Source organism: Mesorhizobium sp. M0106 (genome assembly GCF_040322715.1).
GTDB lineage: Bacteria > Pseudomonadota > Alphaproteobacteria > Rhizobiales > Rhizobiaceae > Mesorhizobium.
The window spans coordinates 312,674-337,234 of sequence record NZ_JAMYUA010000001.1 but is presented as its reverse complement, the minus strand read 5'-3'; the positions used below and the strand labels follow the sequence as shown (position 1 = coordinate 337,234).

Below are 24,561 nucleotides of genomic sequence, written 5' to 3'. Positions count from 1 at the left end.
TGGTGATAAGAACGGCTTCCCTGAGCCTCGAAACCTGTCCGCTGCCCCCATTCACATTCACCATTCACCATTCACGACCCTCAGCCGCCATATTTCTCCAGAAACGCCTCCGCCGACAATTCCCGAAAATCGTCGAGCGCGGCGCGCAGCCTTGCATGGTCCCAGTCCCACCAGGCGAGCGCCTGGTAGCGCTCCGCGGTGCGGCGGTCGAAGCGTTCGCGGATCGGCTTGGCCGGTACGCCGGCGACGATGGTGTAGGGCGCGACGTCCTTCGACACCACCGCGCCGGCACCGACCGCCGCGCCATCGCCGACGGTGACGCCCGGCAGGATGGTCGAGCCGTGGCCGAGCCAGGTGTCGTGGCCGATGGTGACGCGTTTGGCGCGGCGCCTGGCGAAGAATTCGCTCTCGTGCTTGGCGTCGTCCCAATAATCCGAGGCGCGATAGGTGAAATGGTGCAGCGTCGGCCGCCAGGTCGGATGGTTGGTGGCGTTGATGCGCACGCTTGCGGCGATGTTGGCGAATTTGCCGATCGTTGCGCACCAGACGCCGCAGTCCTGCATCATGTAGGAATAGTCGCCGAGCGTGCTTTCCGAAACCCGGCAGCGCTCGGCGATCTCGGTCCAGCGGCCAAGCGTCGAGTTCTCGACTTCCGCCGTCTCGTGGATCAGCGGCGCCTCCGACAGTTTCCTGGTCATGCGGCGATTTTCCCGGCGGCAAAAGCCGTCACGTCGATGACGTGGTCGGCGACCGCCTCACGCACGTCGTGATCGTGGAAGATGCCGAGCAAAGCGACGCCCGCTGCCTTCTTGGCGGCGATCAGGGAAATCACCACATCGCGGTTCCTGGCGTCGAGCGAAGCGGTCGGCTCGTCGAGCAGCAGGATCGGATGCTCGGTGATGAAGCCGCGCGCGATGTTGACGCGCTGCTGTTCACCGCCGGAGAACGTCGCCGGCGGCAGCGCCCAGAGCTTCTCCGGCAGGTTGAGCTGCGCCAGCAAGGCGCGTGCCTTGCCGTGCGCGACCTCGCGCTCCTCGCCGCGCTCGACCAGCGGTTCGGCCACGACGTCGAGCGCAGAGACACGCGGCACGGTGCGCAGGAACTGGCTGACATAGCCGATGGTAAGCCGGCGCACGGCAAGCACGGTGCGCGGGCTGGCCGAGGCGAGATCGATGAGCCCGCCCTCGTGCTGGACGATGATCTGGCCTTCATCGGCGGCATAATTTCCGTAGAGCATTTTCAGGATCGAGCTCTTGCCGGCGCCGGACGGGCCGCCGAGCACGGCGCATTCGCCGGCCCTGATCGCGAACGAGACACGGGCGACCACCGGCAGTTTGATGCCGTCGCGCAGATGCATGGTGAAGCTCTTCGCGACATCGGAGACAACGAGCGGGGTTGCCATCAGAGGGTTCTCCAATCGTCATTCGTCTGCGGGCCAACACCCCCCTCTGGCCTGCCGGCCATCTCTCCCTCAAGGGGGGAGATTGGCTGTCGCATTCGGTTTCGCCATTCTCCTGTGTCGCAGAACGGGCGGGACATAAAAGCTGCTGATCTCCCCCCTTGAGGGGGTGATGGCCGGAAGGCCAGAGGGGGGTACGCCGGAGCAATCATCGTCACACCTGCAGAATCGAGGAGACAAGCAACTGGGTATAAGGCGCGCGCGGATCGTCGAGGACGCGGTCGGTGAGGCCGCTTTCGACGACGCGGCCGTCCTTCATCACCATCATGCGCTGCGACAACAGCCGCGCCACGGCGAGATCGTGGGTGACGACGATGGCGGCCAGGCCGAGATCGGTGACCAGGCCGCGCAACAGATCGAGCAGGCGCGCCTGCACCGAGACGTCGAGGCCGCCGGTTGGCTCGTCCATGAACACCAGCCGCGGCCCGGTGACGAGGTTGCGGGCGATCTGCAGGCGCTGGCGCATGCCTCCGGAAAAGGCGCGCGGCTCGTCGTCGATGCGGTCTTCGTCGATCTCGACACGAGACAACCAGTCGACCGCCGTTGCGCGGATCCTGCCATAGTGACGGTCGCCGACCGCCATCAGCCGCTCGCCGACATTGGCGCCGGCCGACACCGTCATGCGCAGCCCGTCGGCCGGGTTCTGATGGACAAAACCCCAATCGGTGCGCATCAGGAAGCGGCGCTCGGCCTCGCTCATGCGGTAGAGTTCGCGAAACTGGCCGTCGCGCATCCGGTAGCTGGCGGTGCCGGAGCTGGGCAGCAGTCGAGTTGACAGGCAGTTGAGCAAAGTCGTCTTGCCGGAACCGGATTCGCCGACCACCGCCAGCACTTCGCCCGGCCAGAGGTCAAAAGTGACGTTCTCGCAGCCGACGCGCGAGCCGTAGAATTTGGACAGTGCCGAAACGCGCAGCAGCGGTTCGTCGATCATTGCGCCGGCTCCGTTTTTCCTGGGGCAAGATGGGTCTCGGGCGCGAGATGGCCGCGGTGGCCTTCCGCGCGCCGCTTCTCGCAATGATCGGTATCGGAGCAGACGAACATGTGGCCGCCATGGTCGTCGAGGATGACCTCGTCGAGATAGACGTTCTCGGCCGCGCACAGCGCGCAGGGCTGGTCGAAGGTCTGCACCTCGAACGGATGGTCCTCGAAATCGAGGCTGACCACATCGGTGAAGGGCGGCAGCGCGTAGATGCGCTTTTCGCGGCCGGCGCCGAACAATTGCAAAGCCGGCGAACGGTGCATCTTCGGATTGTCGAATTTCGGCGTCGGCGAGGGATCCATCACATAGCGGCCCTCAACCTTGACCGGGTAGGCGTAGGTGGTGGCGATGCGGCCGTGCCTGGCGATGTCCTCGTAGAGCTTCACATGCATAAGGCCGTATTCCTCCAGCGCATGCATTTTGCGCGTCTCCGTTTCCCGCGGCTCGAGGAAGCGCAGCGGCTCGGGGATGGGCACCTGGTAGACCAGCACCTGACCGGCACTCAGCGGATATTCAGGGATGCGGTGGCGGGTCTGGATGATGGTCGCCTTCGCCGTCTCGGTGGTGACCGCGACATTGGCGACCTTCTTGAAGAAGGCGCGGATCGAGACGGCATTGGTGGTGTCGTCGGCGCCCTGGTCAATGACCTTGAGCACATCGTCCGGGCCAATGATCGAAGCGGTGACCTGGACGCCGCCGGTGCCCCAACCATAGGGCATCGGCATTTCGCGCGAGGCGAACGGCACCTGATAGCCAGGAATGGCGATGCCCTTGAGGATCGCCCGACGGATCATCCGCTTGGTCTGTTCGTCAAGATAGGCGAAGTTGTAGATGGCGATGTCGGTCATGGCGATCGCTTCCGCTCTGTGCTACCGAATTGAGTTCCAAGACACGGAAAAGGGGCTGGGCTCCGATGACCCCGACCGGATGGATGCGCCTCGGAATCCTGTTGCTGGTGTTCGTCGGGGTGGTTGCCTTTGTGCTTCGAAGAATGGTTCTTCCCGAGCCGAGGGAAGGCGCGCAAGGCGAGACCATTGGCGGCAGTAGCGGTTACGGCGGATCCGGAGGCCATTCCCCAGACGGGGAGGTCACGGTGGTGGAGCTAACTGAAGTCATTCCGCTGCCTGCCTCTTCTCTTCGCCCTTGCCGGCATTTTCGCGGGCGTCGTGCTCGGTGCGCATGCGGCGCACGAGGTCGAGCTCGGCCTGGAAGTCGACATAATGCGGCAGCTTCAGATGCTCGACGAAGCCGGTCGCCTGGACATTGTCGGAATGCGAGATGACGAACTCCTCGTCCTGCGCGGCGGCGATGACATCCTCACCCAACTCCGAGGCGCGCAGCGCGCGGTCGCATAGTGCCATGGCCATCGCCTTGCGCTCGCTCTGGCCGAAGACGAGGCCGTAGCCGCGGGTGAATTGCGGCGGCGCCTTGGCCGAGCCCTTGAACTGGTTGACCATCTGGCATTCGGTGACGCGGATGCTGCCGAGCGGCACGGCAAAGGGCAGTTCCGGCACGTCCAGTTCCAGTTCGACCTCGCCGATGCGAACCTCGCCGACGAAGGGATGGTTGCGCGCGTAGCCGCGCTGGGTGGAATAGCCGAGCGCCAGCAGAAATCCCTCGTCGCCGCGCGACAGCGCCTGCAGTCGGATGTCGCGCGCCATCGGGAATTCGAGCGGCTCGCGGGTGATGTCGCCGGGGGTATGATCCCCAAGCATGTCGCCGTCGGGCTCGATCAGGCCTTCGCGGGCGAGGATGGCCGAGACGCGCGGCATCGCCTCCGCTTCGCCTGCACGCTGTTCCGGCTCGGCGACATCGCCGCCGGTAGCAAGTTCGGGATCGAGCAGCCGGTGGGTGTAGTCGAAAGTCGGGCCGAGCAACTGGCCGCCGGGCAGATCCTTGTAGGTCGCCGACACCCGCCGCTCGACCAGCATCGTGCCGGTGTCGATCGCCCTGGTGTAGCCGAAACGCGGCAGCGTGGTGCGATAGGCGCGAACCAGGAAGATCGCCTCGATCATGTCGCCGCGCGCCTGGACCATGGCGAGTGCCGCCAATTCCCTGTCGTAGAGCGAACCTTCGCTCATCACCCGGTCGACGCCGAGCGCCAGTTGCTCGACGATCTGGTCGAGACGAAGTGCGGGCACCGAACGGTCGCCGCGCCGGCGGTCGGCGAGCAGTTTGTGAGCATTGCGAATGGCCGTCTCGCCACCCTTTACCGCAACATACATGCTACGCCTCCATGGATCTTGATGCGCGTCGTGCGCGGCAGGCAGGCAACGCCGTCAGGGGTGGCGAGGACGATGTCGACACCGCGGGGAAAGCGCTGGTTGTTCTGCTTCCATTGTTCGACGAAATGGCGTGGCATTTGCGCCGGCGCGATCGTCGCAGTCTTCTCGATGCCCGGGCCTTCGAGCAGCAGCGGAGCGCCGGAGATGAGATCGCCGACCTCGAGGATCAGCGTCGTCGAACGATCGGGATAATCCTGGGTGCCTTGCGAAAACCCGTCGAGCGCCATCATCTCGGCCGGCGTGGCGATCAGCGCGAAATGCGCGTCGGCCGGGGTGTTGGCCAGCGGCGCGCCGGTATGGAAGCCAAGCCAGGATTTCACCGCCGACGCCTGCAAAGCCGGGTCGAGCCAGAGCGGCGTGTCGTTGTCGCACAGCGTCAGCGCAACGGCGCCGGCGGTGGCCGACAGCGGCGCCGGGGGGTGGGCGAGGGCCGGCAGCGGCTGCACGCTGCCCGGCCGCGCCATCGCATCCATGACGGCGCGGAATACAGTCTGCGCGTTGAATACCGGATCGGCGAAGCCGCCTTCAATAGATTGAGTGGCGATATCCATCAGTCTTCTCCGCGCACCATGGTGAAGAAATCGACCTTGGTCGCCGCCGTCTCGGCGCGGAGCTGTTCACGCGCCTTGGCCAGTGCCGCTTGCAAGGGCGCAACGATCCTGATCTCGACCTCATTGCGGTGGGCCGGGTCTTGCCACAGCGCATCGGCGATTGCCGCCAGCCTTGTCTTCTGCTTGTCGCGGCCGAGCGCGTAGCAGTGGCCGACATGGCCGGACGCAAGCCGCACCGTGGCACGGGTGACCGTCGCCTCGCCGACATTGAAAGGGGCACCACCGCCGCCGATGCGGCCGCGTACCGTAACCAGGCCGGTTTCGGGGCCACGCAGAAGTTCCGCTTCGCAAGGCAGGCCGGCTTCGTCCCAGAGGCGGACGATGTCGTCGCCGGCCGATTGCGCCAGCGTCGCCATCACGGCCTTGCGCTCCGCCTGCTCTCGCGCTTCCCGTCCTCGCATGGCCGGTGCTCCTCGTCTGCGTTCATTTGTCTATTGATATAGACAACTATACAAATTATATCCACTATCTAGCGTGTGTCCATGACGGGCACGTGACACGGGCCAAAAGATCGGCGCGAGGAATTGGGGCGGGAGATGATCGGACAAGCCAACAGCATCGAGCGGCGCAGCGGTGTCGCGCTGTGGCGGCAGATCGCCGACCAGATACTGCATTCGATCGCCGCCGGCGATTTTCCCGAGAATGCCGCGCTGCCGCCGGAGATCGCGTTGGCCGGACGCTATGGCGTCAACCGCCACACGGTGCGTAGCGCTATCGCAGCGCTGGTGCAGGAGGGTGTGCTCAGGGCGGAGCAGGGGCGCGGCACCTTCGTGCTGTCGCGCAAGCGGCTGTCTTATCCGATCGGCGCCCGCACCCGCTTTTCCGAGGGATTGCAAGGACAGGCGTCCGAGCGGCATATCACCTTGCTCGCGTCATCGATCGAGCCGGCCAACCGTCGTGTCGCAGAGGGCTTAGGCCTTGCGACGGGGGCCGATGTGATACGCCTGGAAACGCGCGGCGAAGCCGATGGAATGCCGGTGTCCCGCGCGGCCGGCTGGTTCGATGCCAGGCGCTTTGCCGGCATCGATGCCGCCATGGCGGAAACCGGTTCGATCACCGCATCGCTGGCACGTTTCGGCATCGACGACTATCTCAGGCAATCGACCGTGCTGTCGGCGCGCCATGCCGATGCCGCCGACCTTGCGGACCTCGAGCTGCAGCCCGGCGCCATCGTGCTGGTGACGGTCGCCGTCAACGTCACGCCCGACGGTCAGCCGATACAGTTTTCGGAGTCGCGCTTCCCGGCCGAGCGGATCGAGCTCAAATTGTCGGCGCTCTGAGATGCGGCAGCCCTGGCATCATCCGACTTGAATGACGGCCTTGATCAGGCCGGACTTCTCATGCGCCCAGCGGGCGAGGTCGTGCGGCGTCTCGCCAAGCGTGGTGCGGTGGGTGACCAGCTTTGCCAGCGGCAGCGCGCCGTTGCGGATCGAGGCGGCGACATGATCGAAATCGGCACGCAGGGCGTTGCGGCTGCCGATCAGCATCATCTCGCGCTTGTGGAATTCGGGATCGGAAAAGGCGATGTCGTCCTTGACGACGCTGACCAGGACCAGCGCCCCGCCGTGCGCGACATGAGCGAAGGCCGACTGCACAGACCGGGTGTTGCCGGTGGCATCGAAAACCACGTCGAAGCCGTCGCCGCCGGTTGCTTCCCGCACCAGGTCGGCAGCAGCGCCCCGCGAGCCGTCGAGCGTCGCGAAGCCGAGTTCGCTTTCGGCAAAGCCAAGCCGTTCAGCGCTCATGTCGAGCAGCGTCACATCGAGCCCGGCGATGCGGGCGAACAGCGCCGTGCCGAGCCCGATCGGGCCGGCGCCGATGACCAGCGTGCGCGCACCTGGATCAGCCAGCGAGCGCCGCACGGCATGGGCGCCGATCGCCAGGAATTCGACGGCGGCAGCATCGGCCAGCGACAAGCCGTTTGCCGGATAAAGATTTTGCGCCGGCACCAGGATCTGCTCGCACATCGCGCCGTCGCGGTGGACGCCGAGCACCTCGATCATGACACAGCAATTCGGCTTGCCTTGCCGGCAGGCGATGCATTTGCCGCAGGCGAGATAGGGATTGACGACCACCGCTTCGCCGACGGCGAGATCGACGCCCTCGCCAACCTCGATCACGGTGCCGGAAACCTCGTGGCCCATGATGCGGGGATAGGCGAGGAACGGGTGCTTGCCTTCGAAGATGTGATAGTCGGTGCCGCAGATGCCGACATGGCTGACGGCGACCAGCGCCCAGCCGGCGGGGGGCGCGCCAGGCGCCGGACGATCTTCGAGGACAAGTTCGCCGGGCGAGCGGCAGACGACGGCTTTCATGCTTCAATCCAGTCGGTTCATGGCACCGCCGGCCCTGCTGTCGCGAGGCCGGCGGTTGTTGGGAGGCAGTCTATTTGCCGCGGCGGCGCAGCCCGTCGAAATAGACGATGACGATGATCAGCACGCCGGTGATGATGCGCTGCCAGAAGGCGTTGACGTTGAGCAGATTGGCGCCGTTGTTGATGGTGGCAAGGATGAAGGCGCCGAGCAGCGGTCCGTGCACGGAGCCGACAGCGCCGAACAGGGAGGTGCCGCCGATCACCGAGGAGGCGATCGCCTGCAATTCCCAGCCCTCGGCCTGCGTCGGATTGCCGATGCCGATGCGCGAGGCAAGCAGCACGCCGACGAAGGCCGCACACAGGCCCGACAGCGTGTAGGCCATGTAGATGGTGCGCTGGACGTTGACGCCTGACAGGCGCGACGCCTCGGCGTTGGAGCCGACCGAGAACAGATAGCGGCCCCAGCGGCTGTGGTGCAGGAAGATGTAGGCTGGGATGCCGACCAGGATCACCATCCAGAACAGATTGGGGACGCCGGCGAAGGAGCTGCGCGAGAACGTCTGGAAGGCGTCGTTGTTGATCGAGATCGAGTTGCCATTGGTCATCAACAGACCGATGCCGCGCAGCGAGGTCAGCGTTGCCAGGGTGATGATGAAGGGCGGCAGGCCCATCTTGACGATGCCGAACCCATGGAACATGCCGATGGCGACGCCGACCAGCAAGGTGATCAGGATGGCGAGGAAAACCGGTGTGCCGGCGTTGATCAGCATCGCGACGATGACGGTGGCGAAGCCGACCACGGCGCCGACGGAAAGGTCGATGCCGCCGGTGATGATGACGAAGGTCTGGCCGACCGCCAGGATGGCGATCATCGACCCTTGCCGCAACAGGTTGGAGATGTTGTTGGCGGAGGCGAAGCTTGGCGTCGCCACCGACAGGATGATCCATAAAAGAACCAGCAGCGCCAGCAGCGTCAGCCCGAACAGGGCGTTGTAGTTGCGTTTCGGCCTTTCGGCAGCGATCGCCTCGGTGCTCATATCCGTCCTCCCGGTTTTTCTTGTTTCTCGGCCAGCGCCTGGGTGAGGATCGCCTCGTGGTCAGCGGTACGAAAGCCGTGCGTGGCCACCAGCTTGCCGCGCCGGAACACGTGCAGCGTGTCCGCGAGTTCATAGACCTCGGGCAGGTAGGACGAGATCAGGATGATGCCGGCTCCCTTGGACAACAGCGCGCCGAACAGGCGGTAGATCTCGGCCTTGGTGCCGACGTCGACGCCGACAGTCGGCTCGTCGAAGATGAATAGCTTGGCGCCATGGGCGAGCCATTTGCCGATGACGATCTTCTGCTGGTTACCGCCGGACAGGCTGGAGGCCAGCGCGCCGCGCGTCGGCGTCTTGATGCGCAGGTCGGCGATCTGGCGATCGGCTTGCGCCTTTTCCTGCGCGCGGGAGATCAGCAGATTGCTCGAGATGCGCTTGTAGATCGGCAGATTGAGGTTGAGTCCGACCGGCAGGTTGAGGCAGAGGCCCTGGTCGCGGCGGCTTTCCGGGGCCAGCGCCATGCCGAGCCTGATCGCGTCATGTTCGGAATTGACCTTGACCTCCTTGCCCCCCCAGAGGATCTGGCCGGCCGATTTGCGGTGGCGGCCATAGAGCGTGGTGACGAACTCGCTGCGCCCGGCGCCGATCAGGCCGTAGAGGCCGACGATCTCGCCGGCGCGGACGGACATCGAGACATTTTCGAAACCCTTGCCGGACAGGTTCCTGGTTTCGACGACGGTCGCGCCGGGGGTGAAATGCTCCTTGTGGTAGACCTGCTCGATCGAGCGGTTGATCATCATCTTGACCAGCTCGGCGTCATTGGTCTCGGCAATGTTCCTGGTGCCGACCAGCGTGCCGTCGCGCAGCACCGAGACGCGGTCGGCGAGCTCGAACACTTCTTCCATGCGATGGCTGATGTAGATGATGGTGACGCCTTCGCCCTTCAGCCGGCGGATCAGCGTGAACAGCTGGTCGGCCTCCTTACGGGTAAGATAGGCGGTCGGCTCGTCGAAGATCAGGAATTTGGTGCCGCGCACCGTGGCGCGGGCGGCGGCGATCAACTGCTGCTGGCCGATGGTCAGGTCACCCAGCATGACATGCGCCGGCAGGTCGAAGCCGAGATCGTCGATGATCTTCTGCGCCTGCCTGACCATCGCCCGCTGCTGCAGGATGCCGAAGCGGGAATCCTCCTCGCCGAGGAACATGTTGGCGGCGACGGTGAGATGGCGGCATAGGACGACTTCCTGATGCACGGCATTGATGCCGAGCGCCATCGCCTCATGCGGCGTTGCCAATGCGGCAGGCTTGCCCTCCCAGATGACATCGCCGGAGGTGCGCGGCATGACGCCGGTAAGAAGCTTGATCAGGGTGGATTTGCCGGCGCCGTTCTCGCCGACGATGGCGTGGATCTCGCCGGCCTTAAAGGCGAGATCGACCGGCTTCAGCGCATGGGTGCCGGGATAGCGCTTTTCCAGCCCGCGGAGTTCGAGGATGGTCCTGCCCGGTTCCAGCGTTGGGGCCGGATGGAGTTCCTGCGCCGTCGACATCATGACAATCCTCCCAGATTGGCCACCAAAGATTGGCCTCGCGATTGGCACGAGTGGGATGTTTCCGGGGCGAAAAGGCCCCGGAAACAGTTCACTTGCGGCTATGCTCAGTCGAGCTTCGGGTTGAGCAGCGCGTCGATCTTCGGATCCTTCATGTTGGCCTTGGTAACCAAATTGGCGCCGGTATCGACATTGGCCTCGACCTTCTCGCCCTTCGAGGCGGCGAGCGCCGTCTTGATGCCGTCATAGCCCATCCGGTACGGATCCTGAACGACGAGAGCCGAAATGACGCCGTCGTTGAGGAACTTGATCAGCTTCTCGTCGCTGTCGAAACCGACCAGCCCGACCTTGCCGGCAAGACTGTTCTCGGCGATCGCCTGACCGACGCCCTGCGCCATGATCAGGTTGGAGGCGAAGATGCCCTTGAGGTTGGGGTTGGCGGTGATCAGGTCGGTGGCGATGTTGAGGCCGGTGGTGGCCTGGCCGTCGGCGTATTTGTCGGCGACCAGCTTGAGGCCCGGATATTTGGCAGCGAGCTGTTCCTTAAAACCCTGGGCGCGCTGTTCGAGCGAGCCGGCGCCCGGAAGAGCGGTGATAAGGGCGACGTCGCCCTCGACCTTGCCGCCATTGGCTTCGCCGATGGCTGCGGCAAGGCCGTCAGCGGCAACGCGGCCGCCCTGGATGTTGTCGGTGGTCAGGAACGAGGTGAAGGCCTTGGAGTCGGCGCCGGAGTCGATACCGATGATCTTGACCTTGGTGGCGGCCTCGTCGATCGGCTTGCCGAGCGCCTTGGCTTCGGTCGGCGCAATGACGACGGCCGCCGGGTTGCCGGCAACGGCATTTTCAAGGATCGAGATCTGGCCGTTGACGTCGGTCTCGGCCTGGGCGCCGAGCTCCGGCACGTTGACGCCGAGATCCTTGCCGGCCTTGCGGGCGCCGGCCAGAACGATCTGCCAGTAGAAGGACGTGGTGTCCTTGACGATGATCGGAATGGTCGCGTCGGCCGCGGATGCCGGGGCCGAGTGCATCACGCCGGCAAGCATCGAGGCGGCTGCGAGTGCCACGAAGGCGCGGCGATTGAGAATGCTGGTCACGAATTTCATTAGGAGTCCTCCCTAAGTCGCCCGGTGAATGTTACGGAAGCTCCATTCGGATGGCGCGGCCCAAACGGAACTTTATCAATAAAAAACATTTACCGCATTTTGATAGTGCATCACCTCGGTCGGCGCAAGCGATGTTTGATGGCCGCTCGAATGGCTGGGCGGGAAAGCTTGCTCCCTCGGAACTCCGCTGCCAATCTCCTCCAATATGTCACATGGAATATTAATTCCATCATACAGTCAATATGGAATGTTCATTCTTTTTCGGGGTGTACGAACTGTGACACCTGGCAATCACGTCAGGTGTTTGCGACCGGCTTAGAGCGTCGCTCCGAGGTGCCACGGCACGAACTCGTTGTCGCCGTAGCCGAACTCTTCGCTCTTGGTCTTGCGGCCCGAAGCCGTCTCGACGATCAGTTCGAAGATCTCGCGGCCCATGCCGGCGATGGTCTTTTCGCCCGAGGCGATGACGCCGCAATTCACGTCCATGTCCTCCTCCATCGTGTGATACATGGTCGAGTTGCTGGCGACCTTGATCGACGGCGTCGGCCGGCAGCCGAAGCAGGAGCCGCGGCCTGTGGTGAAGACGATGACGTTGGCGCCGCCCGCCACCTGGCCGGTGGCCGAGACCGGGTCGTAGCCGGGCGTGTCCATGAACACCAGCCCGTGCCCGGTGACCTTTTCGGCATAGCCGAAGACGCCGTTGAGCGGCGTCTGGCCGCCCTTGGCGACCGCGCCGAGCGACTTTTCCAGGATGGTGGTCAGGCCGCCGCGCTTGTTACCCGGTGAGGGATTGTTGTCGATCGATGCGCCATGCTTGGCGACGTGGTCTTCCCACCATTTCACATAACCGTCGAGCTTGGCGGCGATCTCGGGGGTTGCGGCGCGATAAGCGAGCAGGTGCTCGGCGCCGTAGATCTCCGTCGTCTCGGAGAGGATGCCGACACCGCCGACGCCGGCCAAAATGTCGACCGCGGCACCCAGCGCCGGATTGGCGGTGATGCCGGACATGCCGTCGGAGCCGCCGCATTGCAGGCCGACGACGATCTCGCTGACCGGGATCGGCTCACGCTGAAGCTTGCCGACCTCCTCGGCGATCTCGGCCAGCACGACCAGCGCCTTCTCGACCGATTTGCGCGAGCCGCCGGCTTCCTGGATGTTGAAATGACGTTTTCCCGCGGCAACGCCCTTCTGGCCGTAGAGGGTGAGCTGGTTGACCTCGCAGCCGAGCCCGACCATCAGCACACCACCAAAATTCGGATGACGGGCGTAGCCGGCCAGCGTGCGGTGTAGCACCATCATGCCGTCGCCGGTGGCGCTCATGCCGCAGCCCTGGCCGTGGACGATCGGGACGAAGCCGTCAATGCCGGGATATTGCGGCAGAAGGGTGCGGTTCGCGGCGTCGGCGATGGCATGGCAGACGGTGGCCGAGCAATTGACGCTGGCGAGAATGCCGACGAAGTTGCGCGTGCCGGCGCGGCCGTCGGCGCGGCGGTAGCCCATGAAGGTGCGGGCGCGGTCGGCCTCGGTCGCATGCACTGCCTCGCTCGGCGGCACCACCGGCAAACGCCCGCTTTCGAAGACCAGATTGTGCGAATGGACATGCTCGCCGGGCGCGATGTTTTGCGTGGCGCGGCCGATCGCCTGGGCGTATTTGACCACGGCCTCGCCGGCCGCAATCGGCTTGATCGCCACTTTGTGGCCCGGCTCGATCACTGCGGCGGCGACGGCGCCGCCCGGCAGCACGGTGCCGATCTCGATGCGGCCATTGGCGACCGCGACATTGTCGGCGGGAGACAGAAGAATGCTGTTTGCGGCGTTCACGGGAGCTTCCTGGGTGTGTTCCTGGGTGCGCGAGCGGATTGACACGCGGCTCTTAACATATAATGTCTTTTATCGTGAAAAAACATTTTTGCGTCAATTGTTTTTTCGCCAGAGCGCGACGCGTCTTTTGGATGCGAGAAGTAGGCTCTACAACCAAAACTAGCGTTGCGCATGATGTTTTCCGAAAAGGTACCGGTTTCATGCGCGAGAAACGCTTCACACTGGCCGCAAACGCCGATGCGCCACGGGGCAGGGGATGTCGAAGAGCAACAACGTTTACAAGGACGCCTATAATCGCGGTCTGAGGCTGCTCGACGAAACCAGGAGCCTGCCTTCGGAGCCGGAGCTGGGTACGCTGCTCGGCGTCAGCCGCACGACGGTCCGCACTATCCTTGCGCGCATGGAAGAAACCGGGCTGATCGATTGGAACAAGCGCAGCAAGACGGTCCTGCGCGAACCGCGACCGGACGATTTCTTCCCCGAGGAAGAAACCGACACGCTGGCCGAGATCATCGAGCGCTCCTTCATGCGGCGGCTGCTTGCCAGCGGTGCCGAAGCCGGCATGCAGATCAACGAGCTCGAACTGGCGCGTGAGATCGGCGTCGGCACCACCAGCGTGCGCGAATTCCTGATCCGCTTCTCGCGCTTTGGGCTGATCGAGAAGCGCCGCAACAGCCACTGGGTGCTGAAAGGCTTTACCCGCGCCTTCGCGCTGGAGTTGACCGAAATCCGCGAGATGTTCGAACTGCGCTCGGCCGCAGCCTTTGCCGCTCTGCCCGAGGACAGCCCGGTGTGGGCCGACCTCGACCGCCTGGAAGACGAGCATCACCGGCTGGAGCGCGAGATCGCCGTGCGCTTCAACGAATTCTCCGAGCTTGACGAGCGCTTTCACCGGCTGATCCATCGGGCGTCGCACAACCGCTTCATCGTCGATTTCTACGACGTCATCGCCATGATCTTCCACTACCACTACCAGTGGAACAAGGCGCAGGAGCGCGAGCGCAACGAAGTCGCGGTCCAGGAGCATCTCGCCTATATCGCCGCGCTCAAATCGCGCGATCTCGCCAAGGTCGACGCCGCCTGCCGCAAGCACCTGAAATCGGCCCGCCACACGCTGCTGACGTCCATTCCCGAGGGCAGGCAGCCGCAACGCGCGTGATTGTGTTGCGTTGCCGCAGCAGCGTTTTGGCGATTTTCCGGCCGCCGGCTCCGTGCTAGAGAGCTGACGTTGCTGCGTGAAGAGGCTGGTTCTTGACCATACGCCGGAGACGATGGAGCATGCCGGTCGCGTTCGCCGCGGCGTGGCTTTTCATGCTCCAGTCGATATTCGGCGCGTTTGCTTCCGGCGTCGCACCCAACGCCTCGCAATTCGATGCTTTCGGCAACACGATCTGCACCCATGACGGTGCGGCGCAACTCCCCGCCGGCGATCCGCATCAGCAGCACATGCCGGCTTGCTGCATGCTTGGCTGCAATCTCGTTTCGGCGGTCTACGCGTCGCTGGATGCAGCCGGGAGCCTGGCTCGCAGCCTTTCCATCGAAACCATCGCCTTTTTCCTGCCGGCCTTCCGGCATCGCGATTTCGCCCGCGCCCGCACTCCGTCCAATCCGCGTGCACCACCGGCGACGGCCTGATCCGTTCTGGTTCGCGCCGCGCAACGCTTTGCCGGCGCGTTTATCGACATCGTTCGCGGCCGGCCATCGGCGCGATCCCCCTTAAAGTCCACGGAGCAATCATGTCTCACTCTTTTCGCGCTGCCGCATCCAGCCGCAGGCGCTTCGCACTGGGTCGTTTCGAGCAGCGTCTCGGCGTCGCCCTTTGCGTTCTTGCCCTCCTGTTCGCCAGCGCCCAGACGGTGTTGGCACACGAGTTCAAGCTTGGCGATCTCGAGATCGGGCACCCGTGGTCGCGGGCCACGCCAGCCGGCGCCAAGGTGGCCGGCGGCTACTTCACCATCACCAACACAGGCAGTGCGGCGGATCGCCTGCTGTCGATCACCTCCGACATTTCGGCCAAGGCCGAACTGCACGAGATGGGCGTCAGCAATGGCGTCATGACGATGCGGCCGGTCACCGGCGGCCTCGAAATCCCGGCTGGCGGCAAGGTCGCGCTGGCGCCTAACGGCTATCATTTGATGTTCATGGATTTGAAGCGGCAGCCCAAGGAGGGCGAAACGTTCTCCGCCACGCTGACCTTCGAAAAAGCCGGGCCCGTGCAGATTGAATTCGCCGTGCAAGGCATCGGCAGCGCGGCGCCCCAGGACGACGACTGACTTGGCCGCTTCGAGAGGTACCATCATGAAGAAATCTCTTTTGCCCGGCTGCGTGCTTCTTGTCCTCGGGACCAGCGCGGCCTTTGCCCACATCACGCTCGAAACGCCGGAGGCGGCGGTGGGCTCGACCTACAAGGCGGTTCTTCGGGTGCCGCATGGCTGCGAGGGCAAGGCGACGACCGCGCTGCGCGTGCAGATCCCGGAAGGGGTGCTCTCGGTCAAACCGATGCCGAAGCCAGGTTGGACACTACAGGTCAAGAACGGCAAATACGAAAAGTCCTACCAGCTCTACGGCCAGGCAGTGACCAGCGGCGTCAAGGAGATCGACTGGAGCGCCGGCAGCCTGCCGGACGAATTCTACGACGAATTCGTCTTTCGCGCGACGCTGGCGTCCGACCTGCCGGCAGGCCAGACGCTGCATTTCCCGGTGGTGCAGGAATGTGACGGCGTTGCCGATCGCTGGATCGAGATTCCGGCGTTCGGGCAGGCTGAGGACGCGCTGGAATTTCCGGCGCCCGGCCTCAAGCTGCTGCCGAAGTGAGCTCCAGCGGCGCGCTCTGGCGGATGAGCGCGCCGCTGCTCTTGGCGGTGAGATGAGCGCGGCATCCTTCCTGCGGCAAGCTTGCATGGCCGGCAATTATTCTGGCCGGCTTGTGGCTGGCCTGCTGGCCGCCATCGTGCTGCTTGCCACCATTGCCATGCCTGGTCCGGCCTTCGCCCATGCGGCGCTGATCAAGGCCGAGCCGGCTGACGGTGCGGTGCTGGCGCAGAGCCCGTCGCAGATGTCGCTGACCTTCAGCGAGCCGGTTTCGCCGCTGGTGCTGACGCTGGTGCGGCCCGACGGCACGGCGGTTCCGCTGACGTCCTTTCGGCTCAGCGGCCAGACCGTCGAGATCGACAATCCGCAGGCGCTCACGTCGGGCACACATGTGCTGAGCTGGCGGGCAATCTCCGCCGACGGGCATCCGGTCGGCGGCTCGGTGCTGTTCTCGGTCGGTGCATCGAGTGCTGCGCCGACCGTTGCCGAAGCCGTCGACCGGGGGCTTCGAACGGCGATTTGGATCGGCAAGGTTTTTCTATACATCGGCCTGTTTTTCGGGGTCGGCGGTGCCTTTGCGCAGGCCTGGTTGGCGCAAGGCGGGCGATCCGGCCGGAACATGATCGTCGCTGCGATCCTGTGCGGGTTGGCGGCGGCACCGCTGTCGCTCGGTTTCCAGGGGCTGGATGCACTCGGTGCGCCGCTCGCCCGGCTGGCGCAGCCGGTCATCTGGCAGACCGCGCTCGGTACCAGCTTTGGCTGGACGGTGCTGATCGCGCTGATGGCGCTCGGCCTTGGCCTGTTGTCGCTGGTCGTGCCGCCCGCCGACGCAAGGCCGCTGGCCTTGGCCGGACTGGTCGGCGTCGGCGCTGCACTTGCCGCCAGCGGGCATGCCAGTGCCGCCGAGCCGCAATGGCTGACAAGGCCGATGGTGTTTCTGCACGGCGTCGGCATTGCTGTCTGGGCCGGCGCGCTGATGCCGCTCGGTCTAACCTTGAAACGGCAGCCGGCCGAAGCCGGGCCGTTGCTGCGCCGGTTTTCGCGAGCGATCCTGCCCGTCGTGGTCGTGCTTGCGGCAGCCGGCATCGTGCTCGCCGTCATCCAGGTGCAAACGCCGTCGGCGCTGGTCCATACCGCTTATGGCCGGCTGCTGCTGATCAAACTCGTGCTGCTCGTCTTTCTGTTCACGCTCGCTGCCGTCAACCGCTTCAAGCTTACGGTCCCCGCCGAGGCGGGAAAGACGGAAGTCCAGAGGCGACTGGCCCGCTCGATCGGCATCGAGGTGCTGATCGTGCTGGCGATCTTCGGCATCGCCGCCGGTTGGCGCTTCACGCCGCCGCCGCGCGCGCTGGCGATCGCCGCGGCACAGCCGGCATCGGTGCATATCCACACGCTGCAAGCGATGGCCGACCTCAGCATTGCGCCCGGCCATGCCGGGCCTGTTGCCGCTTCGATCTTCATCATGACCGGCGATTTCGGCCCGCTCGACGCCAAGCAGGTAACGCTGGTGCTGTCAAAGCCCGATTCCGGCATCGAACCCATCAAGCGCCCGGCGACGAGGCTTGGCGACGGCACCTGGCGCGTCGACGATCTCGTCATTCCGGTCGCTGGCCGGTGGACGGCGCGGCTCGATATCCTGGTCTCGGATTTCGAGATGGTGAAGATAGAGGCGCCGATCGACATCAGGCCGGAGTGACGTGCTGATATTCAGGTGATGCCGGCCTGCAAATGGCGGTATCCTGCGCTTCCGGTGATCACGTACTTTGAGTACGCTCCGCTCCGGTTCTCGGAAATCACCTGTTTGGTCGCTTACGCGCCCGTCTTCGACCCCGGCTCGGCCTGACCTGCATCTCAACACGCCCCGGCTGCAAGACAATTCGGCGAGGCGGTTGACGCGGCCGCGAACCCCCGTCAATCATCGCCATCAAGAATGGGCGTCCAACCCAATCGCGGGCTCAAACCAACAAGATCCGAAAGCAGGGAAGAAACGATGGAAAAAGCCGAAATAGGCCTGATCGGCCTTGGCACGATGGGCTCCAACCTGGCGCTCAATATCGCCGAGAAGGGGCACCGCATCGCCGTCTTCAATCGCACCGCGGCGCGCACCGATGCCTTTGTCGAAAATGCCGGCGCGCTTCGGGATAGGGTGGTGCCCTGCTACAGCCTCGAAGAACTGGCCGCCGCGATCCGGCCGCCGCGGCCGATCATCATCATGGTGCTGGCCGGCAAGCCGGTCGACGAGCAGATCGCGGCATTGCGCGGCGTGCTGTCGGCCAACGACATCGTCATCGACGCCGGCAATGCCAATTTCCGCGATACGATGCGGCGCTTCTCCGAGCTTACCGATTCGGGCCTGACCTTCATCGGCATGGGCGTGTCCGGCGGCGAGGAGGGCGCACGCCACGGTCCCTCTATCATGGTCGGCGGCACCGAAGAGTCCTGGAAGCGCGTCGAAAAGGTGCTGACCGCGATCTCGGCCAAGTTCAAGGGCGAGCCTTGCGCGGCGTGGCTTGGCACCGACGGCGCCGGCCATTTCGTCAAGACCATCCACAACGGCATCGAATATGCCGACATGCAGATGATCGCCGAGATCTACGGCATATTGCGCGACGGGCTCGGCATGGGGCCGAAAGAGATCGCTGAGGTGTTTTCCCAGTGGAACACGGGCAGGCTCAATTCGTATCTGATCGAGATCACCGCCAAGGTGCTGGCCGCCGACGATCCCAAGACCGGCAAACCGGTGGTCGACATCATCCTCGACCGCGCCGGCCAGAAAGGCACCGGCAAATGGTCGGTGATCGAGGCGCAGCAGCTCGGCATCCCGGCCACCGCGATCGAGGCGGCTGTGGCGGCACGCGTGCTGTCATCGATCAAGGACGAGCGGCTTGCCGCCGAAAAGGTCTATGGCGGCGGCGTGAGCAAGATTTCCGGAGACAGGGACGCCCTGCTCGGCGATCTCGAGCTGGCTCTGTTTGCCGGCAAGATCGCCGCCTACGCGCAAGGCTTCGCGGTGATGAGCGGCGCGTCGAAGGAATTCAACTGGAACCTGCCGCTGCCGGTCATCGCCAAGATCTGGCGGGCCGGCTGCATCATCCGCTCGCAATTGCTGGATACGATGGCGGAGGCCTTCGGCGGCGGCGGCGCAGCCACCAACCTGTTGATGGCGCCGGCTTTCGTTTCATTGATGCAGGAGGCACATCCGTCGCTTCGCCGTGTCGTGGCAAGAGCAGCCGAAGCCGGCTCGCCGGTGCCGGCCCTGTCATCCGCACTTGCCTATTTCGACAGTTACCGGCAGGGCCGCGGCACTTCGAACCTGATCCAGGCGCAGCGCGATTTCTTCGGCGCGCACGGCTTCGAGCGCATTGACGGGCAGGGCGCTTTCCACGGCCCGTGGGGGAGTGGGGCGGCGGGGTAGCGCCTCACCTTCGCCATTCATCGCACTGCGCGACAATCCTGAAAGCGGCCGTTCGTTAATTCCCGCAGACCTGGATTCTGCGCTGCTGTTGACGGATTTCGTCTCTTTCGTTTCAGGCTACCACCTACCAAGCTCAGCCGAGTAGCAACATGCTGACGTCGTTTGAAACGTCAGTAGCTTTATCGTCCGCGCTTGGGCTATATTGAACGCAAAGGGGATGTATCGGGGGAAGTCTCACGATACATAGAGGCATGGCATCAGCGCAACAGCTTATCGGTCTCGTCAAGAGCCACGCGGAAGGCGATGCCGATCGCTTCTTTGACCTCGCCATGCAGCTTTCCGCAGCGGAGGAGCAGAAGGGACACACCCGTCTTGCGGAACAGCTCCGGCAGTGGGCGCATACCGGGCAGCGGACGTCGAATCCCACGCCGAAGCTGACACCCATCGCCGCACCGCGCGGTGACCTGGCCCTGTTTTTGGCAGCCTCGTATCCCACCGAGCGGCTCGGCGACGTCATCCTGTCCGAGCCGATCGGCGATGAACTTGCGCAAATCGTCGTTGAGACAAAGTTGCGCGAGAAGCTTGAGGAAAAGGGGCTCAAGCCGCGCCGCCGTCTGCTGCTATCGGGGCCTCCCGGAACGGGCAAGACGCTCAGTGCGCACGGGCTCGCCGGCCAGCTGCAATTTCCGCTGTTCACGGTCATGCTTCATGGGCTGATCACAAAGTTTATGGGTGAGACGGCGCAGAAACTGAAACTTGTGTTTGACGCGGTGAAGTCGACGCGCGGTGTCTACCTGTTCGACGAGATCGACGCTCTTGCTGCGACACGCGGCGATGGCAATGATGTGGGTGAAGCGCGCCGCGTCTTGAACTCGTTCCTGCAATTTCTCGACGAGGATACCGGCCCATCGATTGTCATCGCGACCACCAATCTTGCCGAGATTCTGGATCGGGCAGTCCTGCGGCGGTTCGATCTCGTGCTCTCCTACGACCTACCTGACCCAGCCTCGATCCGCCAGGCGCTCGAACGCCGCCTGATCGGGTTTTCGACAGCGCACCTCTCGTGGAAGAAAGTAATCGATTGCGCGATCGGTTTGTCGACAGCGGACGTCGTGGCGGCTGCGGAAGACGCGGCGCGGCGCGCTGTTCTGGGGGATCGCGAATGCATTACCACGAAGGAATTATTGGAGTCACTGGAGCGCCGTCGCTCGTTACAGGGGTTGGGAAGAGGCGGCAATGCCACGAAATCTAGCGCACTTTCTGTTAAAGGATCTAGGAAAGCCGTATCCGTTCCAGTCAAAGGGCGGCGGCGGGGGCAAATCGCCGAGTGACGTCCTTGACCGCGCGGGACATGCGCAAGCGCTGCTTCTCGCAATCGACGTGCTCCCCAGCATCACCACCGAAGGCCTGCCCGGGCTCTATCTCGAGGTTACGGGCCGACCAAACGAGCGGCTTAAGAAAGACAGTCTGGATTCGAGCGGCGTCGAGCTCCTCCGCTATGACTTGGGGGGCGAGAACGGCGTCGCCACCGAGATCGCGACCGTGTTCGCGACCGCCAAGGGCATAGAGAAACTTCGCAAAAAGATTGAGCAATTTCGCACGGAGAACACGCCGGATCGCGAGAAGGATGGCGAGCTCATTCCTGGACGTCCGAAGAACGCAGATCTGGTGCAAAGCTTTGCAGCAATCATCGAGGCAGGGTTGCGCGCGCTCTGGCGTAGCCCCCCGCACAAGTTTCCCGGCGATGCCGATCCCGTCTACTGGGAGATATGGCTCGAGCCGGAAAGTGCCGAGGCCTTCATCCAGCAGGCAGCTGGCTTCGGGGTGCTGGTCGGCACCGATCGGCTCCAATTCCCTGAGGACGTGGTCGTCATAGGCCAGGCCACGCGGGACCAGCTGGCTTTGGCCGTGCGACAATTGGGCGGAGTGCGCGCACTAGCGGCCCCGACCGTCACGGCGGACTATTTCGATGGGCTCGACGTGGCCGAGCAAGCCGCCTGGGTCAACGAACTCGCGCAGCGCACGACCTTTCCAGCGGGGCCGGACGCCGGCTATGTGACCTTGCTTGACAGTGGCGTCAGCCGTGCGCACCCGCTCATTCGGCCCGTACTAGCCGTCGGCGATCGGCACGCCGCCAATTCGGCTTGGGGTCTTGAGGATACGAAGGGCCATGGCACCCAGCTTGCAGGTCTTGCCTTGTTCGGAGACCTCACGCCTCGACTTCAGGATATGCTTCCAATCTCAGTTAACCATCGGCTTGAGTCGGTCAAATTGCTGCCTGATGCGGGCTTTAACCCCCACCATTTGCTGGGTGCGGTAACCCGCGATGCCGTTGACGCAGTCGAGGTGACCGCTAGGCGACGTACGTTCACCATGGCGTCGACGACCCACGACGATACGCCCCACGACGGAGCGCCAACCTCATGGTCGAGCGAGATTGACCAGCTGGCAGCGGGCGTTTCCGGTGACAACGACGATCCTCGCCTGATCCTTATCTCAGCCGGCAACATCGACGCTATGACCTTCGGTGCTGGCCATTATCTTCAGACCTGCGATCATCCCGACAGCGAACTGGAATCGCCTGCTCAAGCTTGGAACGCCATCTCCGTCGGAGCCTATACGGAAAAGACCATGCTACCTGCGGGTGAGCCCTACACTGCGCTCGCGCCCTCAGGCGATCTTTCGCCCGCGTCGCGTACCGCATCATGGTCGTCGCAATGGCCGCTTAAGCCCGATGTGGTATTGGAAGGCGGCAACTGGGCGGCGAGCGCCGCTCCACCACCGCTGACACATGGTTGGCTCTCGCTTCTTACGACGCATCACAACTATCCGCTTCGTTCATTTTGCTTCAGCCATGATACTAGCGCGGCGACCGCGCTTGCCGCCAAACAGACTACCGAATTGTGGTCCGACTATCCCACTTTATGGCCCGAAACGATTCGTGGACTCTATGTTGCCTCGGCGCGCTGGACCGCGCAGATGAGATCGCACCTGCCCCTCAATCCGCCCAAAGGCGCTTATGCTTCATTGTTCCGGCGCTACGGCTTCGGCGTGCCGAACCTCGAGCGCGCACGGCGTAGCGCTTCGAATGCGCTCACACTGATCGTCCAGGATGAGATCGTTCCCTACGGGCTCTCCAAAAAAACCGGGGGTGATGTCCACAAGGAAATGCGACTGTTCGAGCTGCCCTGGCCGATCGAGGAGCTGCGCAAGCTCGGCAATTCGCAGGTCACGTTGCGTGTCGCATTAAGCTCTTTCGTCGCGCCCAATCCTTCAGAGGCGTCTCGCGGTTCCCGGTACCGCTACGCCTCCCACAATCTTCGCTTTAAGCTCAATCGCGCGGGCGAGAACGCGGAACGATTCATGGCCCGCATCAGTAAGCTGGCTGATCCGGTCGATGGACCGCCAAGCGAAGAAGACGATTCCTGGGAGTTCGGCAGCGCTCGGCGCGATGTCGGCTCGCTTCATATCGATCAACTGACCTGCAAAGCATCCGATCTCGCGCGGCGCAATCTGCTGGCCGTGCATCCCGTGGCGGGCTGGTGGAAGGCCAAAGCGTTGCTACGCAATGCGCTACCCACGGTGCGATTCGCGCTGATCGTCGAGATCGACGCTGAGAGCGTCGAAGCCGAGCTTTATGCGGAGGTGCACACTAGCATCGCGGCAATGGCTCAAGCACAGATCATCATCACCTGATCGTCGCAGTCGCCGCGCCGACTTGCAATTTGCGGCAGACCATCGGTGAGCGACAGCCTAGATCGCTTGGAGGAATTCGCCCTCCGAGAGCTTCTCAAACCGCGACCGAAAAGCTGGCGGTCTACTTGGCGATGGCAGCTTTGGAGCTACTTGTCTCGGAACCGGACAGTCCGCCATCGGCTCCAAAGCTGCCAGTCAGCAGCGCGCATTTTCCAGCCAAGTGGAATCACTTTGGCGTCGCAGAAATGCGGTTAAGACAAATAGATGGAGCGGGAGTTCACTTTGAACATGTCCCGCTCACGCCGGGCGGCGATAGGCCTGCACTTCGCCCGGCTCGCTCAGGCTTTGCAGGGTGCCGGGGGCGGCGCCGCCGATCCAGCCCAGCACCGAGCGGGCGAGTTCGGCGCCGGCCAGTCGGAAGTTCTCGTTGACGACCAGCAATTCGCTGCGAAACAGGTGCAGAAGCTCCGACGATTGTTTGGACACCACATCGACATCGCGGCCAAGCTTGAGGCCGGCGTCTTCGATGCCGGCGACGATGGCGAGCGTCGCGGCGGCGGCGCTGCTGATGAAACCGTCCGGGCGGCTTTCGCGGCGCATCAGCTGCGCGGTCCGCATTCTGATCTGCTCGATCGAATGATCGATCGAAACGGTGTTGAACGGAATCTCGCTGGCGCCGACCTCGCTCAGCGCATCGGCAAAGCCTGCGAGCGTGTGGCCGTGATAGGTCAGTTCGACCGGCGGCGCCAACAGAGCCAGGCGGCGGCGGCCGAGGCCGGCCAGATGGCGCACTGCCTCGGCTGCGAAAGCATAATTGTCGAAATCATGGTAGGGATGGATCAGCCCCATATCGGTGCGGCCATGCGTGGCAAAGGGGATGCCGCGCTCCAGCATATAACGGGCCCTCGGATCGTTCGGCTGCGTGCGCGAAATGATGACGCCGTCGGCTGAACCGGTTTCCACGAGGTAGCGGATCGGGTCGAGCGGATCTTGCGAGCGCGAGTAGGGTGTCACGATCAAATGGTAGGGCGTGTCGGCGATGACTTCGGAAACGCCGTAGATGATATCCGAGACAAAGCTCATGATCTCGTGCTCGGTGTTGAGCACCAGGCTGATGACATTGGTCTTGCCGGTGCGCAGGCGGACGCCGGCACGGTTGGGCCGATAACCGATCTGCTTGGCGACAAGCTGGACGCGCCGCCTGGTCTCGGCGCCGATCTCGGGCGCATCCTTCAGCGCGCGCGACACGGTGGTGACGCCCAGCCCGGTCATGAAGGCGAGCGTCTTTAGTGTCGGCCGGCCCGGGCCCGACGCTTCGTCGGCCTTCTCTTTTTGATGCGTGTTCATTCATCCCGCCCCGTCAGGCGCATAGCAGTTGCCGGGCAGGCCGGCAATCGGCGGGCCGCGGGTACGCTGCGGGCCTTCACCGAATGAGACCGCTATATACTGAAACGTTACAGATTGTCACTGCCGTGGCGATATC

22 protein-coding genes are annotated in these 24,561 nt (G+C 63.9%); 9 read left to right on the top strand and 13 right to left on the bottom strand.

All coding sequences use genetic code 11. The annotated features are described in order from the left end of the window. Positions 1-80 precede the first annotated feature (80 nt). From NKJ55_RS01620 to phnG, 7 genes are all read right to left on the bottom strand, one after another. Complete coding sequence (locus NKJ55_RS01620; protein ID WP_352448385.1) at positions 81-698, bottom strand: DapH/DapD/GlmU-related protein; 618 nt, start codon at positions 696-698, stop codon at positions 81-83. Then, positions 695-1,402 carry a phosphonate C-P lyase system protein PhnL gene (gene phnL, locus NKJ55_RS01615; RefSeq protein ID WP_352448384.1) on the bottom strand — a complete coding sequence of 236 codons (708 nt, stop codon included), beginning with the start codon at positions 1,400-1,402 and terminating at the stop codon, positions 695-697. The genes NKJ55_RS01620 and phnL overlap by 4 nt, the downstream gene beginning before the upstream one ends. Before the next feature lie 211 nt (positions 1,403-1,613). Continuing rightward, on the bottom strand, positions 1,614-2,390 hold the full coding sequence (gene phnK, locus NKJ55_RS01610) for a phosphonate C-P lyase system protein PhnK (protein WP_352448383.1): 777 nt from the start codon (positions 2,388-2,390) through the stop codon (positions 1,614-1,616). After that, on the bottom strand, positions 2,387-3,286 hold the full coding sequence (locus tag NKJ55_RS01605) for an alpha-D-ribose 1-methylphosphonate 5-phosphate C-P-lyase PhnJ (RefSeq protein WP_352448382.1): 900 nt from the start codon (positions 3,284-3,286) through the stop codon (positions 2,387-2,389). Before NKJ55_RS01605 ends, phnK begins: the two co-directional genes overlap by 4 nt. Before the next feature lie 264 nt (positions 3,287-3,550). Beyond that, the gene (locus tag NKJ55_RS01600) at positions 3,551-4,663 is read right to left on the bottom strand and encodes a carbon-phosphorus lyase complex subunit (protein ID WP_352448381.1); all 1,113 of its coding nucleotides are present in this window, start codon (positions 4,661-4,663) and stop codon (positions 3,551-3,553) included. After that, entirely contained in the window at positions 4,648-5,274 is a 627-nt protein-coding gene (gene phnH, locus NKJ55_RS01595; RefSeq protein WP_352448380.1) for a phosphonate C-P lyase system protein PhnH, read from the bottom strand. Before phnH ends, NKJ55_RS01600 begins: the two co-directional genes overlap by 16 nt. Further along, complete coding sequence (gene phnG, locus NKJ55_RS01590; RefSeq protein ID WP_352448379.1) at positions 5,274-5,735, bottom strand: phosphonate C-P lyase system protein PhnG; 462 nt, start codon at positions 5,733-5,735, stop codon at positions 5,274-5,276. The genes phnH and phnG overlap by 1 nt, the downstream gene beginning before the upstream one ends. 135 nt (positions 5,736-5,870) lie before the next feature. Between phnG and phnF the strand changes: the two genes are divergently transcribed. Further along, positions 5,871-6,614 (top strand): phosphonate metabolism transcriptional regulator PhnF, encoded by a 744-nt coding sequence (phnF, locus tag NKJ55_RS01585; protein WP_352448378.1) that lies wholly within the window; start codon positions 5,871-5,873, stop codon positions 6,612-6,614. Between the two features lie 18 nt (positions 6,615-6,632). On the opposite strand, the gene NKJ55_RS01580 is transcribed toward phnF, so the two are convergent. From NKJ55_RS01580 to NKJ55_RS01560, 5 genes are all read right to left on the bottom strand, one after another. Next, on the bottom strand, positions 6,633-7,649 hold the full coding sequence (locus NKJ55_RS01580) for a zinc-binding alcohol dehydrogenase family protein (RefSeq protein WP_352448377.1): 1,017 nt from the start codon (positions 7,647-7,649) through the stop codon (positions 6,633-6,635). A gap of 70 nt (positions 7,650-7,719) precedes the next feature. Then, positions 7,720-8,685, bottom strand: a complete 966-nt coding sequence (locus tag NKJ55_RS01575; protein ID WP_352448376.1) for an ABC transporter permease — start codon at positions 8,683-8,685, stop codon at positions 7,720-7,722. After that, entirely contained in the window at positions 8,682-10,235 is a 1,554-nt protein-coding gene (locus tag NKJ55_RS01570) for a sugar ABC transporter ATP-binding protein (protein ID WP_352448375.1), read from the bottom strand. Before NKJ55_RS01570 ends, NKJ55_RS01575 begins: the two co-directional genes overlap by 4 nt. 104 nt (positions 10,236-10,339) lie before the next feature. Continuing rightward, the gene (locus tag NKJ55_RS01565) at positions 10,340-11,335 is read right to left on the bottom strand and encodes an ABC transporter substrate-binding protein (RefSeq protein ID WP_023675208.1); all 996 of its coding nucleotides are present in this window, start codon (positions 11,333-11,335) and stop codon (positions 10,340-10,342) included. A gap of 315 nt (positions 11,336-11,650) precedes the next feature. Then, the gene (locus tag NKJ55_RS01560; protein ID WP_352448374.1) at positions 11,651-13,156 is read right to left on the bottom strand and encodes a UxaA family hydrolase; all 1,506 of its coding nucleotides are present in this window, start codon (positions 13,154-13,156) and stop codon (positions 11,651-11,653) included. Between the two features lie 256 nt (positions 13,157-13,412). Between NKJ55_RS01560 and NKJ55_RS01555 the strand changes: the two genes are divergently transcribed. The 8 genes from NKJ55_RS01555 (at position 13,413) to NKJ55_RS01520 (ending at position 23,078) form a co-directional block, all read left to right on the top strand. Further along, positions 13,413-14,315 carry a GntR family transcriptional regulator gene (locus NKJ55_RS01555; protein ID WP_352448373.1) on the top strand — a complete coding sequence of 301 codons (903 nt, stop codon included), beginning with the start codon at positions 13,413-13,415 and terminating at the stop codon, positions 14,313-14,315. 119 nt (positions 14,316-14,434) lie between these two features. After that, complete coding sequence (locus NKJ55_RS01550) at positions 14,435-14,791, top strand: DUF2946 family protein (RefSeq protein ID WP_352448372.1); 357 nt, start codon at positions 14,435-14,437, stop codon at positions 14,789-14,791. Positions 14,792-14,892: 101 nt separating this feature from the next. Further along, entirely contained in the window at positions 14,893-15,429 is a 537-nt protein-coding gene (locus NKJ55_RS01545) for a copper chaperone PCu(A)C (RefSeq protein WP_352448371.1), read from the top strand. Positions 15,430-15,454: 25 nt separating this feature from the next. Next, the gene (locus NKJ55_RS01540; protein ID WP_352448370.1) at positions 15,455-15,970 is read left to right on the top strand and encodes a YcnI family copper-binding membrane protein; all 516 of its coding nucleotides are present in this window, start codon (positions 15,455-15,457) and stop codon (positions 15,968-15,970) included. A gap of 52 nt (positions 15,971-16,022) precedes the next feature. Continuing rightward, a complete protein-coding gene (locus tag NKJ55_RS01535) occupies positions 16,023-17,663 on the top strand; it encodes a copper resistance CopC/CopD family protein (RefSeq protein WP_352448369.1) in 1,641 nt (546 codons plus the stop codon). A 294-nt stretch (positions 17,664-17,957) separates the two neighbouring features. Beyond that, positions 17,958-19,382, top strand: coding sequence for an NADP-dependent phosphogluconate dehydrogenase (gene gnd / locus NKJ55_RS01530; protein ID WP_352448368.1), 1,425 nt, complete (start codon positions 17,958-17,960; stop codon positions 19,380-19,382). A 251-nt stretch (positions 19,383-19,633) separates the two neighbouring features. Beyond that, positions 19,634-20,713 (top strand): AAA family ATPase, encoded by a 1,080-nt coding sequence (locus NKJ55_RS01525; protein ID WP_352448367.1) that lies wholly within the window; start codon positions 19,634-19,636, stop codon positions 20,711-20,713. Further along, complete coding sequence (locus NKJ55_RS01520) at positions 20,619-23,078, top strand: S8 family peptidase (RefSeq protein WP_352448366.1); 2,460 nt, start codon at positions 20,619-20,621, stop codon at positions 23,076-23,078. The genes NKJ55_RS01525 and NKJ55_RS01520 overlap by 95 nt, the downstream gene beginning before the upstream one ends. Positions 23,079-23,375: 297 nt before the next feature. On the opposite strand, the gene NKJ55_RS01515 is transcribed toward NKJ55_RS01520, so the two are convergent. Continuing rightward, positions 23,376-24,425: a LacI family transcriptional regulator gene (locus NKJ55_RS01515; RefSeq protein ID WP_352448365.1), complete on the bottom strand. Its 1,050-nt coding sequence runs from the start codon at positions 24,423-24,425 to the stop codon at positions 23,376-23,378. Positions 24,426-24,561 lie beyond the last annotated feature (136 nt).

Coding starts and splice junctions, on each gene's coding strand:
- NKJ55_RS01620 (WP_352448385.1), bottom strand. CDS start 698: ATGACCAGGAAACTGTCGGAGGCGCCGCTGATCCACGAGACGGCGGAA.
- phnL (WP_352448384.1), bottom strand. CDS start 1,402: ATGGCAACCCCGCTCGTTGTCTCCGATGTCGCGAAGAGCTTCACCATG.
- phnK (WP_352448383.1), bottom strand. CDS start 2,390: ATGATCGACGAACCGCTGCTGCGCGTTTCGGCACTGTCCAAATTCTAC.
- NKJ55_RS01605 (WP_352448382.1), bottom strand. CDS start 3,286: ATGACCGACATCGCCATCTACAACTTCGCCTATCTTGACGAACAGACC.
- NKJ55_RS01600 (WP_352448381.1), bottom strand. CDS start 4,663: ATGTATGTTGCGGTAAAGGGTGGCGAGACGGCCATTCGCAATGCTCAC.
- phnH (WP_352448380.1), bottom strand. CDS start 5,274: ATGGATATCGCCACTCAATCTATTGAAGGCGGCTTCGCCGATCCGGTA.
- phnG (WP_352448379.1), bottom strand. CDS start 5,735: ATGCGAGGACGGGAAGCGCGAGAGCAGGCGGAGCGCAAGGCCGTGATG.
- phnF (WP_352448378.1), top strand. CDS start 5,871: ATGATCGGACAAGCCAACAGCATCGAGCGGCGCAGCGGTGTCGCGCTG.
- NKJ55_RS01580 (WP_352448377.1), bottom strand. CDS start 7,649: ATGAAAGCCGTCGTCTGCCGCTCGCCCGGCGAACTTGTCCTCGAAGAT.
- NKJ55_RS01575 (WP_352448376.1), bottom strand. CDS start 8,685: ATGAGCACCGAGGCGATCGCTGCCGAAAGGCCGAAACGCAACTACAAC.
- NKJ55_RS01570 (WP_352448375.1), bottom strand. CDS start 10,235: ATGATGTCGACGGCGCAGGAACTCCATCCGGCCCCAACGCTGGAACCG.
- NKJ55_RS01565 (WP_023675208.1), bottom strand. CDS start 11,335: ATGAAATTCGTGACCAGCATTCTCAATCGCCGCGCCTTCGTGGCACTC.
- NKJ55_RS01555 (WP_352448373.1), top strand. CDS start 13,413: ATGTCGAAGAGCAACAACGTTTACAAGGACGCCTATAATCGCGGTCTG.
- NKJ55_RS01550 (WP_352448372.1), top strand. CDS start 14,435: ATGCCGGTCGCGTTCGCCGCGGCGTGGCTTTTCATGCTCCAGTCGATA.
- NKJ55_RS01545 (WP_352448371.1), top strand. CDS start 14,893: ATGTCTCACTCTTTTCGCGCTGCCGCATCCAGCCGCAGGCGCTTCGCA.
- NKJ55_RS01540 (WP_352448370.1), top strand. CDS start 15,455: ATGAAGAAATCTCTTTTGCCCGGCTGCGTGCTTCTTGTCCTCGGGACC.
- NKJ55_RS01535 (WP_352448369.1), top strand. CDS start 16,023: ATGAGCGCGGCATCCTTCCTGCGGCAAGCTTGCATGGCCGGCAATTAT.
- gnd (WP_352448368.1), top strand. CDS start 17,958: ATGGAAAAAGCCGAAATAGGCCTGATCGGCCTTGGCACGATGGGCTCC.
- NKJ55_RS01525 (WP_352448367.1), top strand. CDS start 19,634: ATGGCATCAGCGCAACAGCTTATCGGTCTCGTCAAGAGCCACGCGGAA.
- NKJ55_RS01520 (WP_352448366.1), top strand. CDS start 20,619: ATGCCACGAAATCTAGCGCACTTTCTGTTAAAGGATCTAGGAAAGCCG.
- NKJ55_RS01515 (WP_352448365.1), bottom strand. CDS start 24,425: ATGAACACGCATCAAAAAGAGAAGGCCGACGAAGCGTCGGGCCCGGGC.